Genomic DNA, 16,644 nt, shown 5'->3' on the forward strand with positions numbered 1-16,644 from the left:
CCATATCTAAAAATAATTATTGAACATCGTATCCTTGATCTTCAATTACAGCAACAATATCTTTTAACGTTACAACTGATGAGTCGATCGTAACTTCAACAGTTCCTTCTGCTAATTGAACTTTCACTTGTTCAACACCGTTGAGTTCTTTTACACTGCTTTCAATAGAATTTACACAATGTCCACAAGACATACCTTCAACTTGTAATGTTAACTGTTCCATTTAAAATCCTCCTCTTGTTTCTTCAATGTTTGTTAATCACAATTACATCTTACCATACCCCCCTAAGGTAATCAATGGTTTTGTATCACGATTTTTCAGTTATTTTCTAAAAGTTTATTTTACACACACTTTTTCACATCAATTCCCCGAAATCCTATATAAAGGTAAACAAAAAAACAAGCCAGTTACATACTAGCTTGTTTTTACGCTTTTGAAAAACGTTCAAATACTGTCATTAATTCTTCAATTGCTTCGTCACCATTGCCATCTTTAATAGCACCTGAAACACAATGACTTGTATGGTTTTTTAATACACCCATTCCTACTTTTTTCATCGCTGCATTAATTGCTGAAATTTGCACTAAAATATCCACGCAATAACGATCATTTTCAATCATATTTTGAATACCGCGGACTTGCCCTTCAATTCTCTTTAATCTATTTATAATTTGTTCTTTTTCTTTTTCTGATCTATGTGTTACTGCTTCATGATCTTTATGATCCATATTATCACCTTCTCAAAGTTTCTCTTCATCCAATAAAACAATTGCTTTTACGAGTATACCAATTATAGCATTAATTATCTACGTATGATACCCCATATGAGTATATTTCCACTCTATGCCTATTCTTAACAACTTATTAGCTTCTCAGACTCAATTATTATGATACCCTTGCCTTTTTTCAAAAAACAATAATAAGCAGGGATTATTCATCCCCGCTTATTATTCATCCACAAATATAAAAGTCTCAATTTTCATACGTGTAAATTGAGACTTTTTTCTTCCTATATATAATTATTGCTGATCACATACTTTTGTATCATTCACTACTGAAGTTCCTTCAACGGTTACCGTATGAAAACAGTCATTTACACGAACTGTCACGACATTATCTTGCCGATCAATGATATGATATTCATTAAAATTTTTATTCAGAGCACTGCGAATTTGTTCTCCTTCATAAATTGGAATGCCATGTGATAAAACCCAAATAAGCCCAGCGATAGCAAGAATAGTTTTCATACGATCTACCTCCTTGAGAATATAGTGAACTTTTAATCCATGCTTTTTCAGCTCTACTAATCATGAATGGAATGAATCAAGCCTTTTTGGAAATAAGTTCATTTCGTCTATTTTATGTTTATGCTAATTGTGACCGAATTGTGACAACTTTTTGTCTCTTTAGACGAAAAGTTGAAACAAAACTTTCAAAAAGGACAATTCTACTTGCACAAACAAAAGGCTATGGAGAATTTCCCCATAGCCTTTCATTTGCATTTTATTAGACAATCATTTCGTTATGTTTAATGGTAAGTGTTTCAATTTGAATTGTAGCATGTTCAATATGGAACTCTTGCTTTAACATATCAATAATATTTTGAAGCACTTCTTGATCATCTTGATTTTTATCAATCATTACATGAACACTTAAAGCATCTAATCCTGATGTAATAGTCCAAATATGAAGATCGTGTATATCACGTACACCCTTTACTCCTTTAATAGCTTTCTTAACTTGTTCTATTTCAATTGAAACAGGTGTACCCTCCATAAGTATATGAATGGAATGTTTTGTTACTCCCCACGCACTCTTTAAAATCAATAGAGCTACAACTACTGAAATAATTGGATCTGCAATATACCATGAGAATAATGACATAAGTACACCAGCTACTAATGCGCCAACTGATCCTAAAGCATCCCCAAGAACATGTAAATATGCGCTACGTAAATTCACGTTATTTTTTACATCACCTTGTCTCATGAGCGCCCATGCGCTAATTAAATTTGCTAGTAAACCAATTGATGCGATTAACATCATTGGACCACTTGCTACAGTTGGTGGTTCAAAAAAACGACCAACTGCTTCCCATACGATAAGCCCTGCTACAACAAATAATGTAATTCCATTAATTAATGCTGCTAATATTTCAAAACGATAATATCCATATGTTTTTGTAGAAGTAACCGTTCTAGCTGCAAGTCCTATTGCAATTAAACTTAATAATAATGAACTTGTATCACTTAACATATGTCCTGAATCAGATAATAAGGCCAAACTATTTGTAACTAGTCCTCCAAAAAATTCAAGGAACATAATAGTTGCTGTAATTACTAAAGCTGTAATTAACCCTTTTCTATTCCCTTTCCTGCTCTCCTCAAAATGATGATGTCCATGCGAATGCCCGTGAGTATGGACATGATGTTGGTGACCGTGATGATGTCCCATATAAATTCCTCCCTTTAATTTTGTTTTGTCTTTCATAATTCCTCTATTGAATTTTTACTTTATTTATAAATGGCTCTTTTCTTACCTGAATCGAACTTGTTGGACAGCCGTCACTTGCCGCCATCATTGCTTTCAAGAAAGTTTTTGGGATCCCCATTATTCCTTGATTGTTATCTAATGCACTAAATGATTTCCCTCTTCCATCTAATTGATATATATCAGGTGCTATAGAAGTACATAATCCACATGACTCACAATTCTTTTTATTTACGATCGTATAATGTAACAATATAAATCACCTCCGTTACAAACATACAATACACGGGTAGGGTATGTTAAAATGTTTATTTTATACAAATTTCCCTATTCAAATAATAATGGTCTATCGGTTTTAAATCGTTATCCAATTCATAAACCAATGGTGTTCCTGTTGGAATGTTTACATTTTCTATATCTTCATCTGAAATTTGATCTAAATGTTTTACTAAAGCACGTATTGTATTTCCATGGGCTGCAATAATTACTTGTTTACCAGCTTTTACATTAGGAGCTATCTCTTCATTCCAATATGAAACAACTCGTTTCTCTGTATCTTCTAGATCTTCTGTAAGAGGAAACTCATAATCATTTAAATCTCTATATTTCGGATGTGTTGCTTCATATCTTTCGTCATCTTTTGTAAGTGCTGGTGGGCGTACATTTGTTGAACGTCTCCATAAAGTTACTTGTTCATCGCCATATTTTCTCGCTGTTTCTTCCTTGTTTAACCCTTGAAGCGCACCGTAATGACGCTCATTTAATTTCCATGTTTTATGAACAGGTATCCACATCAAATCCATTTCTTCGAGAGTAATCCATAAAGTACGCATCGCTCTTCTCAAAACAGATGTAAATGCTATATCAAATGAGAAACCATTCGCTTTCAGCATTACTCCGGCTTCTCTTGCTTCTTCCAAACCTTTATTGGATAAATCAACATCCGTCCAACCAGTAAACCTATTTTCAACATTCCATTCACTTTGTCCGTGCCGTATTAAAACTAGCTTTACCATACTTATTATCTCCTCTCCTTTTAAAGTTGCATTTTCATAAAGAAGTATCTTTATGAAAATGCATGATTACATATCAAGTTCTTTCTTGTTCATTTCACTACTATGACTAAACGCTAATTCAATTAATCCATTTACGTGAGAGTCATCTAATGAATAAAAAACAAGTTTCCCTTCTTTACGCTTTTTCGCTAATCCTATTGTTTGTAATAGTCTTAAATGATGCGATGCCGTTGCAATACTGCTATGAATAATATTTGCGACATCTCGTACGCAAAGCTCATTTTCCGTATACAGCGCATAAGCAATTTTCAAACGTGTTTCATCTGCAAGTGCCTTAAACATTTTCGCTACACTACTTATATTTTCTTTCTCCAACATGTCACTTGCATGTTTGACTTTTTTCTCATCATGATAACAAAGTTCACAATGTTCTTCACTCATATGTAACACCTCTTATTCAAATATATATTTGATTATGTATGTAGTATACCTTATTAACCAAAAACATTCAAATGTTTATTTGAATGTTTTTGGTTAATATCTTAAATATGTATATATAACAAAAAGAATCCCACATAATATGGAATTCTTTTTTATGCTATTAATTCTTCTATAAATGACTAATGAATCTTAATCCTTTACTTAAAGTAGTCGGCACAACAGATGCATGATTCTCCCCTTCAGCCTCATAGAATTTAATTTTAAACTGATCGTGTTTTACTAGGAGAAGGCGCTCTGATAATTCATTTGCCCCTACAACCATGTGCTCTCGTTCCAATGACCCAACTGTAAGGAATACTCTCGTTTCAACCTTAGCATTGTTTAATCCATTTATAAGATTCTTTTCTTTTTCAAGCACGGATTGGTTATTCCACCAAATAGATGGACTACTTATAAAATAATTTTGAAAGGCATTTACGTTTGTGAATAGTATATGTAAAGCAAATAGACCACCTAAAGAATGTCCAAATAACGTTTGCTTTCCTTTATCAATCTCAAATTCTTTTTCAATTTGTGGTTTCAATTCTTCTTCAATAAAAGTAAAGAAGTTATGCGCTCCCCCTGTTTTAGGCCACGGTTTACCGTCCGGTTTTAACGGGGCATCTTCTGAAATTACGCTAGGCGTAAAATCATAGCATCTTTCTTCTCCTGAAAATGCCCCTTCAATTGGATAACCAATAGCTACTATAACGGCTGGTGAAACACCTGTTTTTTCCGCTCTTACCGATTGGATTTTAATCGCTTCGTGGAATGTTTGAAAAAACGCATTTCCATCTAATACGTATATGACAGGATATCCTGACTCTGGTGCTGGTTGCTTCGGCTTTGAAATATGAATTTGATATTCCTTACCTTCTAATTTCGAATACATTTTCCACTGTTCTGTATTAGATGTAATAATCTGCTGTTTTTCAATATTAGTATTCATCTTATATCCCCCTTCTTAACTCGTTACATATATTTCTACTTTCTCTTCTTGAGATACAACGCTATCGTAGCCGAAACAAACAGGAGACCCGTTATACGGATCAATCATGACACGCGCATCAATATGAAATACTTCTTTTAACACTTCATTTGTAATGATTTCTTCTGGGATACCAGTTGTAACGATTTCCCCTTCCTTCATTGCAATAATTTCATCTGAAAACCTTGCTGCATGGTTAATATCATGTAGTACCATTACGACCGTACAATTATGCTCTTTATTTAACTTCTCCACAATTTGTAATACATCTAATTGATGAGACATATCAAGATATGTCGTTGGTTCATCTAGTAGTAACACTTCTGTCTCTTGTGCTAAAGCCATCGCTAGCCATACCTTCTGTCGTTGACCACCTGATAAATTTGCAATTTGTCTCGTTCGAAATTCAGAAGTTTTCGTTATTTCTAATGCCCAATCAATCATTTCTTTATCTTTTGAAGTTAACTTATTTACGTTATTTCGATGTGGATAGCGTCCATAAGAAATTAACTCTTCTACTTTAAGCTCTCCTGGCGCAATTGGAGTTTGCGGAAGTAAAGCTAACTGCTTCGCAATTTCTTTCGTTGGAATTGTATTTAAATCCTGTCCTTGCAAATATACTTTACCGCTCTTTTGCTTTAAGATTCTTCCCATTGTTTTTAACAATGTCGATTTACCGCACCCGTTTGGCCCTATAATTGTCGTTACTTTTCCTTCTTGTATTTCCACATTTAAATCGCGAAACACTGTAAGCTTTTCATAACTCGTTTCTAAATTTTTTGCACTTAAAATACTCACTTTTACTCCTCCTCTTACGCTTTCGCCTTATAAAGTAAATATAAGAAATACGGTACACCGACAATAGAAATAACGATTCCAACTGGTAACTCTACAGGTGTGAAAACTGTTTTTGCAATAAAATCTGAAGCAATTACAAGGAACATTCCGATTATTCCGCACGTAGGAATGATATACTTATGCTGAATACCGACAAGTCTTTTCGCTATATGCGGTGCCATTAGTCCAATAAAACCAATACTCCCTGACACAGCAACACATGCGCTCACAAGTCCGATACTACTTAATAGTAAAATGGATTTCTCTCGTTCTACTGCAACACCTAAACTTGTAATACTCGTTTCTTCCAATTGAAATAAATCTAATAAATAAGCTTTCTTTTGTATAAGCGGAATTAAAATGATAAGCCACGGTAACATAGCAACAATATACTTCCAATTTGCACTATATATACTTCCAGACACCCAAACTGCAGCCATTTCAAAATCAGTTGACTTCATTTTGAGTGATAAATACATAGAAAAGGCTCCAAATCCTGATCCAATTGCAATCCCTGTTAATAAAAGACGCTGCGAATCTAACTTACCGTTTTTCCAAGAAAACAGATAGATTATGGTGGCTGCACCTAATCCACCAACTAACCCAAACATCGGCATCATCATAATAGAAACCCAGTCTGTGCTCTTTAATTGGCCTTGAAAGAAAAACATAAAAATGACGATTGCTGTTCCTGCCCCGGCATTTACGCCTAAAATACCTGGGTCTGCCAATCCATTCCTCGTAATTCCTTGAATAACGGCACCGGCAACACCAAGGCCTAGTCCTACTAATCCAGCAATTACAATACGCGGAAGACGAAATTCAAATATAACTAAATCATGATCTGGTACTGGATCTATTCTAAGGAGTGTTTTAAATACATCTGTAATCGTAATGTCGAACGTACCATTTGTTAAACTAATATAAATAGCACATAGTATTAAAAATATAACAATCCCCATCGTCATTCCAAAACGTTGACTTAAACTTTTAAGCATGTCTCTCTCCTCCTCTTGTACGGATTAAATAAAGGAAGAAAGGAATTCCAATTAAAGATGTTACGACTCCAATTGGCGTTTCAAATGGATAATTTACAAATCTACTTAAAACGTCACATAATGCTAAGAACACGCCACCAATAACGCCTGCACATGGTAAAATCCACTTATAATCTACTCCAATTATAAAACGAGTAATGTGCGGAATAATTAAACCTACAAAACCAACTTTCCCCACTAAAGCAACTGCTGTTCCTGTTAAGAAAATAACCGATAAAATTGCCATCGCTTTAACTAGTTTTGTACGCTGCCCTAGGTTAATGGAAACTTCTTCTCCTAAAGAAAGAATAGTAATAGATTTTGATATAAACAGCGCTAAAACTATTCCAATTATCCCAAACGGTATCGTAATTTTAATAATATTCGGGTCCACTTGATCTAATTTTGCATTAAACCAAAAGCTAACATTTTGAGAAATTTGGAAATATGAAGCCATTGCAGCAGATACACTACTTAAAAATGTTCCAATAACTGTTCCGATAATTGCTAACCTAACTGGTGATAAGCCATTTTGAAGGAGCGAACCAAAACCAAACACGATACCGGCTCCTAGTGCAGAACCAATCATTGAACATAAAACCATACCAATTGATGACATTCCCGGAAGAAAAATCATACAAAGTGTAATAACAAAGGCTGCCCCATCCGTCACACCCATAATAGAAGGGGATGCAAGATAGTTTCTTGTCATCCCCTGCATAAGTGCTCCTGATATGGCTAGAAATGCTCCGACTAAAAGAGCTGCAACTACCCTTGGTAAACGTGAAGTAATAATAATATTATGATTTACATTGCTTGAATCAAAATGAAATAATGCGTTCCACACTGTTTCAGCATCAATACTCTTTGCCCCATACAAAATAGAAAGTATAACTGTAAATAAGATGAGTATGGGTGCTATACTTAATATGGTTACTGGTACTGCATTTGTTTTCTGCATATCATTCAACGCACCTTACTTATTGTATTATTTAGATAAATTTTTCACTGCTTCTTTTAAGAATGCTGTTTTACTCCAAGCTGTACCACCTTGTGCCATTGGATCCACAACGTTTACAAATACTTTCTTTTCCTTCGCAGCATTCATACTTTGCCAAATTGGATTGCTTTCAATTTCTTCTAGCACTTTCGGATTTTTATTTTCACTTTCCTCATATTGTAAGAAAATATAATCTGGGTTAAGTTCAGCAAGTTTTTCAAATGAAATTTTCTCTTGTGCTTTTACAGCTTTCAATTGTTCTGGTGCAGTTAGTCCAAGATCTTTATAAATTACAGGGTTGAAGTATACTCCTTCTGGATATAGGAATAATTCGTTTGCTCTTAGTCTAATAACAAGTACTTTTTTATCTTTTAACTTATCTCCTAGTTTTACTTTTGCTTTTTCAGCATCCGCATTGTAATCTTTAATAATTTTTTCTGCTTTATCTTTTTTACCAGTTAGTTCTCCCATTAACTTTAAGTTATCTTCCCAATCTGTTGAAACATGTGATACTGGGAACGTCGGAGCTACTTTCGTAAACTTTTCAGCTGTTTCTGCTGGGAATTTCGTACTAGATGTAATAACATCTGGTTTTAATTGAAGCAATGTTTCAAAGTTCGGTTGCATCTTTTCACCTACAGATTTTGCACCCTCTAATTCTTTTTCAAGATACTTTGGTAATTTACCGCCTACAGTAATTGCACCAACTGGTTTAATTCCAAGTACTGCCGCATCTTCCATTGACTCTAAACTAGCCGTCGCTATTTTATCTACTTTTGCTGGTACTGTATATTCTTTACCTAAATATGTAATTTTTCTTTTTTCGTCTTTTTTCGTTTCCGTAGCTTTTGTCTGTTGCTTTTGCTCTCCTGAAGTCTTATCCGCACTATTGCACGCTGCTAACCCTACACTTAAAACTGTAACCATCCCTAATGTAAATAACTTCTTGTTCATCTTTATATATCTCCTCTCGAAATCTTTAAGTATATTATTCCAACAACAAAACTTAATTATATGAAACATAATCTTCATCTATATTTCACATCATTAACAAATCTATGTAAAATGAAGATTCATCCTCGTTCACTTCCCCTAGTATGAAATTATTTGCCGTTCCCACCAACGATAACTACTATCAATGATAATGATTATCGTTATTAAGTATATATTTAATATTTAATTATTTCAAGAATGATTTGAAAAATTTTAACAAACTGAACAAAAAAAAGTATCTCCTTTTCTCAGGAAGATACTTCTTTTTTTAGAAATCCATATGTAATTCAACCGGACAATGGTCGGATCCCATTATTTCACTATTAATTTTCGCATCGGTAATTTTATGTTTTAGCCTTTCAGAAGTTACAAAGTAGTCTAAGCGCCACCCGATATTTTTCGCTCTTGCTCCCATACGGTATGACCACCATGAATATGCGCCTTCTTGCTCAGGGTATAAAAAGCGATATGTATCAACAAAGCCTTCCTCTAAAATTTTTGTAAACTTCTCTCTTTCTTCATCCGAAAAACCAGGATTTTTCCGATTGCTTTTCGGATTTTTCAAATCGATTTCTTTATGGGAAACATTTAGATCACCACAGAAAATAATTGGTTTCTTTTTATCTAATCGCTTTATATAGGCCCTGAAATCATCTTCCCATTTCATTCTGTAATCTAAACGTTCTAATCCTCGTTTTGAATTTGGTGTATATAGCGTTATCATGTGAAAATCTTCAAATTCTAATGTAATAACGCGTCCTTCTTGATCATGTTCTTCAATCCCTAAACCGTATGTAACAGAAAGCGGTTCTTTTTTCGTGAAAATAGCCGTTCCTGAATAGCCTTTTTTCACAGCATAATTCCAATATGTATAATATCCCTCAGGATTTAAATCAATTTGTCCACTTTGTAATTTAATTTCTTGTAGACAAAATATATCTGCATTGGATTCCTCAAGATATTCTAAAAAACCACCCTTCGCGATAACTGCACGCAAACCATTTACGTTCCATGAAATTAACTTCACTTATAGTCCTCCTCTTGATGTTCACTTTCAAAGTTCATGCTAACACAAAATAGATAACCTATCATAGTTTCATCTTTGTAATCTTGCTCTTACATCCGTAATTGCGTACATACGTACTTTATTCAGGTTATACTAATCTCAGAGGTGACATTCTATGAACAATGAGAAATTACAAAGATACGAATTAACAGATGAGTATTGGCAAGCAATTATTCATAATGACTCTTCCTATGATGACAAATTCTTTTATGCTGTAAAATCGACTCGTATTTTTTGTCGTCCATCATGTAAATCACGAGTACCTAATAAAGATAATGTGAAAATATTTCTTAATGTACAACAAGCGTCACATGAAAATTTTCGTCCATGCAAACGTTGTAAACCAAATGGAGTTACTTTACCTAATGAAGAGTGGATAGATCAAATTACAGAATATATTCAAAAGCATTATTGTGACGCATTAACTCTCGATATCCTCGCAGAAATGTGTCATGGTAGCCCTTATCATTTACAACGCACTTTCAAGAAAATTGTAGGGATTAGTCCAATTGAATATATACAACAATGCAGAATTACAAAAGCGACAAAATACCTTTCGCATACAAATCAATCTATTATGGAAATTAGTATTGCTGTTGGAATAGAAAACCCAGAGTATTTCGCGACTTTATTTAAAAAAAAGATAGGATTTACCCCTACTGAATATCGAAAAAAGAATAGAATAAAAGAGGCATCAGATTATGAAACCATATGAAAATAAAACTATATATTGGACATTACTTGTTCATGAAAATTGGCGTATGCATATTGCAGCTACTTCAAACGGATTATGCTTTATCGGATCGCAAAACGATAATTTTGAAGAACTAAATACGTGGGCTAAAAGAAAACTGCCACAACATACATTCATCCAAAATCCAGATTATCTGCAAACATATACAAAAGAACTTATCGAGTATTTGGAAACCAAACTAGAAACCTTTACAATTCCTATCGATGTTTACGGAACTGCATTTCAATTAGCTGTTTGGAATACGGTACGTGAAATTCCTTATGGAGAGACACATTCTTATTCAGAGATTGCGGAAAAAATTCAAAAACCTAACGCTGTACGTGCAGTTGGGACTGCCATTGGGGCAAATCCTCTGCTTATCACTATTCCTTGTCACCGCGTTATTGGGAAAAATGGTAAACTGACCGGTTTTAGAGGTGGTTTAGAAATGAAAAAAGAATTGCTCAAATTAGAAGCGCTTCGGGAGGAGTAAATATGACAGAGGGTTGTAATGAAATATTGTCTTTAGTCGTTCCAAAAGAATTTAGTTTTCAAGAAAACTTACGCTATCTATCGCGTTCTAAAAATGAATGTATGTTTCATATTGAAAACAATAAAATCTATAAAGTCATTCCTATTCAAGACGTAAACCCTTTCGTTGAAATTGGTTTGAATGCCGATAGTAATATTCAAATACGTTTTTTAGAAGAATCATACATCTCTGAAAAACGAGTCCGCGATGCTGTAGCTGACTATGTAAAAGAGTGGTTTGATTTAACTACTGATTTAGCACCTTTTTATAAATTAGCAAAACATGATCCGCTCCTTCAAAAACCCCTTGAAAAGTATTATGGGCTTCGCACTATAGGTATTCCAGATTTATTTGAAGCACTGTGCTGGGGGATTTCAGGTCAACAAATCAACCTCACATATGCCTATACTCTAAAAAGAAGATTAGTCGAAAATTTTGGCGATTATGTAGATTGGAACGACAGAAAACATTGGATATTCCCCTCACCTGAAGTAATAGCAAATCTACGTGTAGAAGATCTCGCAATATTAAAAATGACTACAAGAAAATGTGAATACATAATTGACATCGCACAGCTCATTACAGAAGGTAAATTTTCAAAAGAATCTCTATTACAAATACAAGATGTGAAGCAAGCTGAAAAACAATTAACTAGCATTCGCGGTATAGGGCCATGGACGGCTCACTATGTTTTAATGCGCTGCTTACGATTCCCTTCAGCCTTTCCAATTGATGATGTCGGCCTGCATAATGCTATCAAATTTATTACAGGTGCCGAAAAGAAACCTACTAAAAACGAAATAAAAGAATTTGCAGCAAATTGGACAAGTTGGGAATCTTACGCGACCTTTTATTTGTGGCGGGTACTATATTAAAATTTCCTAATCAAAAATAGATAGGCAAACCTATCTATTTTTTTACATGTAAAAACTTCACACATACTGGTTCTGGAACATTTACGTCCGTCTGTACAAGCGTTAACTTACCTGTAGAATCATTCCTAGTAAATAAAGTCAATGTATTAGATTTTTCATTCGCTGCAATTAAAAATCTTTCTGTCGGATCTAAAGAAAAGTCCCGTGGCCAATCCCCTTCTGTCGATACCGTTTCAATAAAAGTGAGCTTCCCATTATGCTCATTCACTTGAAAAACTACGATACTATTATGTCCTCTGTTTGCTGCATAAACGAATTTGCCATCAGAAGAAATATAAATTGCACTTCCATAACTATCCTCACTATACTCTTTAGGTAATGTCGAGATGTATTGTTTTTCTTTAAAACTGCCACTCTGTGCATCATATTGCAGTACAATAATTTCTGAACTGAATTCTGTCATAACATATGCATACTGCGCACTTGGATGAAATATAAGATGCCTTGGACCACTACCATGTTTTACAGATAACCGTGTAACTTCTATTAGTTCTCCTTCACTTTCTTTATATGTAATCACCTTGTCTATTCCTAAATCAACTGCTACTACATATTTTTCATCAGGAGTAAAATCCATATAATGAGCGTGTGCCTTTTCTTGTCTTTCCTTATTTGGTCCTGCCCCTTTATGTTCTACAATTACCGTAGCAGCATTTAAACTTCCATTATCCTTTTTCACTAAATAGGACTCTACTGTTCCTTTATGATAATTCGCTGCTACTACTATACTATTCTCCTGATTCACACTTACATAGCACGGCGATGCCCCTTCTAAAACTTGCATGTTTATCGAATTTAGATTACCGGATTTATTATGAATGGAAAAACTAGCCATTCCACCTAACCCATTATCTTTCGCAACAGAATAAAGGTACTCGTTGTTATGACTAATCGTTACATATGTCGGACTTCCTATATGAGCTGCTAATTCGACCCCTTTAATTTTTCCGATGTTCGTATCAAGTATAAATTTATAAATCCCCTTACTCTCTGCTTTTGTATATGTCCCTATATAACCATGAAACTGATTTTCACTCATATCATTTCCCCCTTTTACAAACGTCCTGTAACAAGTTTCACTTTGTATTTTTTACTATAAAAAAGAACCAAGTAGCACTTCATTACTACTTGGTTCTCTTTTTAAGCTTGTTCTTCAAATCGTCTTGCGATTTCTACAATAACTTGAACAGCTTTTTCCATAGTATCTACCGAAACATACTCAAATTTACCGTGATAGTTTTCACCACCAGTGAAAATATTTGGCGTCGGTAATCCCATATATGATAATTGTGATCCATCTGTTCCACCACGAATCGGGTGAATGTTCGGTTCGATATTTAAACTTTTCATCGCTTCATATGCAATATCAACAATTTCTCTTACCGGTTCAATTTTTTCAAGCATGTTATAATATTGATCATTCATTTCTAAAACAACCGCATCTTGCCCATACTTCTCTTGCATTTGCTTCACAATATTTTCAACGTTATTTTTACGTGTCTCAAAATTTTCACGATCAAAATCTCGAATAATGTAATACGCTTTACTTTGTTCAACATCACCATTTAAAGAAAGTAAATGATAGAACCCTTCATAACCTTCCGTATATTCTGGTGCATCTTCTACCGGCAGATGTCCATTAAACTCCATAGCAAGTTTAGTTGCGTTACGCATTTTATTTTTCGCTGTTCCAGGATGTGTATTCGTTCCGTTAAACGTTAACTTAGCACCTGCAGCATTAAAACTTTCATACTCTAAACCACCTAATGGACCTCCATCCATCGTGTAAGCAAATGATGCACCAAACGCTTCTACATCAAAATGCGCTGGTCCACGACCAATTTCTTCATCCGGTGTAAATGCTACTCTTATTTTCCCATGCTTAATTTGCGGATTATGTATTAAATAGTTCATTGCAACCATAATTTCTGTAAGACCAGCTTTATCATCTGCTCCTAGAAGTGTTGTACCATCAGTTGTAATAATTGTATGTCCTTTATATGATGGTAATTCTGGGAACTGTTCAGGTGTTAACACAACATTTAATTCTTCATTTAAAGTAATCGCATTACCATCAAAATTTTCATGAATTTGTGGTTTTACGTTTTTCCCTGTAAAATCTGTTGCTGTGTCTAAATGCGCTAAAAAGCCGATTACAGGAACATCTTTATCTGTATTAGCAGGCAGTGTTGCCATTACGTAACCATTATCATCCATCGTCACTTCTGATAATCCAATCTCTTTTAACTCTTCCACTAATAACTTACCAAATTCAATTTGTCCAGGTGTTGTTGGTACTGTATGGCTTTCTTCATTTGATTGGGTATCAATTTTTACATATCTCGTAAATCTTTCAATAAGTTCTTGTTTCAAGTTCGTTCACTCCTTTTTCTGTTTCTTTCTCCATTATAATCCTTAAAACGAAATATTTTAACTTTTTTGACTGTGAAAATATATATCCATTTACATTTTTAATAAATCATAAAAAGACATAATATTTGTACATTGGAATTCAAACATGTAATATACATCATTATATATTGGGAGGTTTTAAAGATGAGGCTAACTCTCTTTCGCTATTTTCTTTTTTTCCTAGGATTAATTTTCTTTGGACTTGGAAATGCTCTCGCAGTCAAAGTTCAATTCCTCGGTTTACACCCTTGGGAAGTTTTAAATATGGCTCTCTACCAACGATTTGGTTGGACAATTGGTACTTGGAGTGTCATATGTGGATTATGTCTCGTTCTTATCTCTTTACTAGTAGATCGAAAATATATAAACGTGGGTACATTTTTAAATGCACTACTTATCGGTCCTATTATGGACTTTTTCTTACAATCAAAAATCCTTCCAAACGCTAGTGATTATTTATGGATAAACTTACTCATTTTATTTTCTGGTATTGCAATTACAGGAATTGGGGGCGGCATGTACGTTGCGGCTGGCATTGGTGCTGGACCCCGCGATGGATTCATGCTTACCATTTCTGACAAAACTGGGTTATCTATTAGCCGTGCTCGAATCATTGTAGAATGCTTTGTACTAGTCATTGGATACGTGCTAGGAGGTCCTGTTTTTATCGTAACTTTTCTATACACTTTTATTCAAAGTCCAATATTCCAACATTCATTTAAGGTATTTCAAAAATTCTTACATACTTTAAATAACAAAAACAAAGAACATATTAGTGAAAATATTTGAAGCTCAACTTAATACAAAAGAGTGTGTTTTAAAAATAATTTTTAAAACACACTCCATATACTCCATTTCATTCTTCTCTCCATAATCTCTCTACATTCATAAATTGCTCTTCTTTAAATTCTAGCTTATATATATCCGGTTTGGATGTATTCATTAAAAATTCAAGTCCATATTGATTATCAAAATAGTTCATCATTAGTGTCATTACAAGCCCATGTGTACCAATTATAATTTTATGTCCTTGAAAATTCATTAATATTTCTTTTAACACTCTCACTACTCTTCTCTGACAATCCACATACGATTCTCCTCCAGTTAGTGTGAAATCTGGATTAGAGAACATCTTCTTTACGAGTGGATACACTTCCTTATCTGATATAATCTTATTCTCACTTAAAAACCTACACTCTTTGAGATTTTCATATACTACTATTTCTTTTTCATGGAGATTCGCCGACTCTTCTATCGTTAACATAGCCCTCTTATACGGACTTGAAATGAAAGTATTAATTCCCTCTGTTTCTAATATCTCAGTTACTCTATGAGCATCTAAAATTCCCTTCTCAGTTAATCCACGTGTTCTTTCATTTCCTTCTAATTTTGACGATTCACCATGTCTAACCATATAGATATATGTATTCATAAGTCCTCCCTTTTCTATATCCCTCTTTAAAGACATGACTATCAAACCCATAGGAATATACGTTTCTATTTTACATTTCCTCAAAATAGATTATCAAATATTAATTTTCAGATTATAAGGCGTAAAAAAGTTTCCCTTTAAGTTTATCTCCTCCAAGGAAACTTTTTTATATTTTCTTATACTCTATAAAAATTCGAAACTTCTCTAGCCTCATTCTTCTATTTGCATCAATACAATTCTCCAACCATCTGGGTCCTCTATAGTAATCCCCTTTTCTTGCCAATATGGATTTTCTGGTTCTACTTCATCGTATCCCATTGCATGCAGCCTTTTACTCACTTTTTCTATTTCATTATATTCTCTTATATAAAACACAAGTAAATTATCTTTTGTTGGGGCTGGACATGGGCTTCCATCTATATGTCTTGTAAATTCTAAATGATATTCTTCATCCGGTAGACCAAACATGACTCCATCATAACCATCATGATCATAAAACTCACCTATACGTTTTAAACCTAATCCTTCTTCATAGAATGCAATAACCGCTTCAAATTTATCACTTGGACGTGCTATTCTAAACTTCACCCATTTCATCGTGATTTTCCCTCCATATTAAAAATCAATTACTGTATTACATATTATTGTATATAATCAACACGTTTCTTTAATCCCTCATTAGTATGAGAATA

The 16,644-nt window shown here is 34.0% G+C and carries 21 protein-coding genes; 4 read left to right on the plus strand and 17 right to left on the minus strand.

Translation table 11 applies throughout. The features are described 5' to 3' along the window. Nucleotides 1-16 precede the first annotated feature (16 nt). The 13 genes from copZ to MRBLBA3_RS10620 all read right to left on the minus strand — a co-directional run bounded on the left by copZ (nucleotide 17) and on the right by MRBLBA3_RS10620 (nucleotide 9,869). Entirely contained in the window at nucleotides 17-223 is a 207-nt protein-coding gene (copZ, locus tag MRBLBA3_RS10560) for a copper chaperone CopZ (RefSeq protein WP_000436980.1), read from the minus strand. Nucleotides 224-426: 203 nt separating this feature from the next. Beyond that, on the minus strand, nucleotides 427-729 hold the full coding sequence (locus tag MRBLBA3_RS10565; protein WP_000349635.1) for a metal-sensing transcriptional repressor: 303 nt from the start codon (nucleotides 727-729) through the stop codon (nucleotides 427-429). Between the two features lie 291 nt (nucleotides 730-1,020). Then, complete coding sequence (locus MRBLBA3_RS10570; protein WP_000849103.1) at nucleotides 1,021-1,248, minus strand: hypothetical protein; 228 nt, start codon at nucleotides 1,246-1,248, stop codon at nucleotides 1,021-1,023. A gap of 259 nt (nucleotides 1,249-1,507) precedes the next feature. Next, the gene (locus tag MRBLBA3_RS10575) at nucleotides 1,508-2,455 is read right to left on the minus strand and encodes a cation diffusion facilitator family transporter (protein ID WP_363381182.1); all 948 of its coding nucleotides are present in this window, start codon (nucleotides 2,453-2,455) and stop codon (nucleotides 1,508-1,510) included. A 43-nt stretch (nucleotides 2,456-2,498) separates the two neighbouring features. Then, nucleotides 2,499-2,744, minus strand: coding sequence for a ferredoxin (locus tag MRBLBA3_RS10580; RefSeq protein WP_242399347.1), 246 nt, complete (start codon nucleotides 2,742-2,744; stop codon nucleotides 2,499-2,501). 55 nt (nucleotides 2,745-2,799) lie between these two features. Next, entirely contained in the window at nucleotides 2,800-3,507 is a 708-nt protein-coding gene (gpmA, locus tag MRBLBA3_RS10585; protein WP_000240142.1) for a 2,3-diphosphoglycerate-dependent phosphoglycerate mutase, read from the minus strand. A gap of 66 nt (nucleotides 3,508-3,573) precedes the next feature. Next, nucleotides 3,574-3,948 carry an ArsR/SmtB family transcription factor gene (locus tag MRBLBA3_RS10590; RefSeq protein ID WP_363381187.1) on the minus strand — a complete coding sequence of 125 codons (375 nt, stop codon included), beginning with the start codon at nucleotides 3,946-3,948 and terminating at the stop codon, nucleotides 3,574-3,576. A gap of 169 nt (nucleotides 3,949-4,117) precedes the next feature. Beyond that, a complete protein-coding gene (locus MRBLBA3_RS10595) occupies nucleotides 4,118-4,936 on the minus strand; it encodes an alpha/beta hydrolase (RefSeq protein WP_363381190.1) in 819 nt (272 codons plus the stop codon). A 15-nt stretch (nucleotides 4,937-4,951) separates the two neighbouring features. Then, the gene (locus tag MRBLBA3_RS10600) at nucleotides 4,952-5,773 is read right to left on the minus strand and encodes an ABC transporter ATP-binding protein (protein ID WP_000025781.1); all 822 of its coding nucleotides are present in this window, start codon (nucleotides 5,771-5,773) and stop codon (nucleotides 4,952-4,954) included. A 14-nt stretch (nucleotides 5,774-5,787) separates the two neighbouring features. After that, nucleotides 5,788-6,810 (minus strand): FecCD family ABC transporter permease, encoded by a 1,023-nt coding sequence (locus MRBLBA3_RS10605; RefSeq protein WP_363381193.1) that lies wholly within the window; start codon nucleotides 6,808-6,810, stop codon nucleotides 5,788-5,790. Next, nucleotides 6,803-7,810, minus strand: a complete 1,008-nt coding sequence (locus tag MRBLBA3_RS10610; RefSeq protein WP_363381196.1) for a FecCD family ABC transporter permease — start codon at nucleotides 7,808-7,810, stop codon at nucleotides 6,803-6,805. The genes MRBLBA3_RS10605 and MRBLBA3_RS10610 overlap by 8 nt, the downstream gene beginning before the upstream one ends. A 27-nt stretch (nucleotides 7,811-7,837) precedes the next feature. Then, a complete protein-coding gene (locus MRBLBA3_RS10615; RefSeq protein ID WP_001035502.1) occupies nucleotides 7,838-8,803 on the minus strand; it encodes an iron-hydroxamate ABC transporter substrate-binding protein in 966 nt (321 codons plus the stop codon). Nucleotides 8,804-9,110: 307 nt separating this feature from the next. After that, the gene (locus tag MRBLBA3_RS10620) at nucleotides 9,111-9,869 is read right to left on the minus strand and encodes an exodeoxyribonuclease III (RefSeq protein ID WP_363381199.1); all 759 of its coding nucleotides are present in this window, start codon (nucleotides 9,867-9,869) and stop codon (nucleotides 9,111-9,113) included. A gap of 154 nt (nucleotides 9,870-10,023) precedes the next feature. On the opposite strand from MRBLBA3_RS10620, the gene MRBLBA3_RS10625 reads away from it, so the two are divergent. Genes MRBLBA3_RS10625 through MRBLBA3_RS10635 form a run of 3 tightly spaced genes read left to right on the plus strand, consistent with a single transcriptional unit; the run spans nucleotide 10,024 to nucleotide 12,048 of the window. Continuing rightward, nucleotides 10,024-10,623: a bifunctional transcriptional activator/DNA repair enzyme AdaA gene (locus MRBLBA3_RS10625; protein ID WP_001058397.1), complete on the plus strand. Its 600-nt coding sequence runs from the start codon at nucleotides 10,024-10,026 to the stop codon at nucleotides 10,621-10,623. After that, entirely contained in the window at nucleotides 10,610-11,134 is a 525-nt protein-coding gene (locus MRBLBA3_RS10630; protein ID WP_000805998.1) for a methylated-DNA--[protein]-cysteine S-methyltransferase, read from the plus strand. The genes MRBLBA3_RS10625 and MRBLBA3_RS10630 overlap by 14 nt, the downstream gene beginning before the upstream one ends. A gap of 2 nt (nucleotides 11,135-11,136) precedes the next feature. Beyond that, nucleotides 11,137-12,048, plus strand: a complete 912-nt coding sequence (locus MRBLBA3_RS10635) for a DNA-3-methyladenine glycosylase family protein (RefSeq protein ID WP_363381203.1) — start codon at nucleotides 11,137-11,139, stop codon at nucleotides 12,046-12,048. Between the two features lie 34 nt (nucleotides 12,049-12,082). On the opposite strand, the gene MRBLBA3_RS10640 is transcribed toward MRBLBA3_RS10635, so the two are convergent. Next, nucleotides 12,083-13,147 (minus strand): lactonase family protein, encoded by a 1,065-nt coding sequence (locus tag MRBLBA3_RS10640; protein WP_363381206.1) that lies wholly within the window; start codon nucleotides 13,145-13,147, stop codon nucleotides 12,083-12,085. A gap of 101 nt (nucleotides 13,148-13,248) precedes the next feature. Further along, complete coding sequence (pepT, locus tag MRBLBA3_RS10645; RefSeq protein WP_000807001.1) at nucleotides 13,249-14,481, minus strand: peptidase T; 1,233 nt, start codon at nucleotides 14,479-14,481, stop codon at nucleotides 13,249-13,251. Between the two features lie 183 nt (nucleotides 14,482-14,664). Between pepT and MRBLBA3_RS10650 the strand changes: the two genes are divergently transcribed. After that, entirely contained in the window at nucleotides 14,665-15,309 is a 645-nt protein-coding gene (locus MRBLBA3_RS10650; RefSeq protein WP_001241274.1) for a YczE/YyaS/YitT family protein, read from the plus strand. A 67-nt stretch (nucleotides 15,310-15,376) separates the two neighbouring features. Here MRBLBA3_RS10650 and MRBLBA3_RS10655 read toward each other — a convergent pair whose 3' ends face one another. Both MRBLBA3_RS10655 and MRBLBA3_RS10660 read right to left on the minus strand, forming a co-directional pair. Beyond that, a complete protein-coding gene (locus MRBLBA3_RS10655) occupies nucleotides 15,377-15,952 on the minus strand; it encodes a histidine phosphatase family protein (RefSeq protein ID WP_363381209.1) in 576 nt (191 codons plus the stop codon). A gap of 210 nt (nucleotides 15,953-16,162) precedes the next feature. Continuing rightward, nucleotides 16,163-16,549: a VOC family protein gene (locus MRBLBA3_RS10660; RefSeq protein ID WP_000872328.1), complete on the minus strand. Its 387-nt coding sequence runs from the start codon at nucleotides 16,547-16,549 to the stop codon at nucleotides 16,163-16,165. Between the last annotated feature and the right edge of the window lie 95 nt (nucleotides 16,550-16,644).

Source organism: Bacillus sp. LBA3-1-1.1 (assembly GCF_040676495.1).
GTDB lineage: Bacteria > Bacillota > Bacilli > Bacillales > Bacillaceae_G > Bacillus_A > Bacillus_A nitratireducens.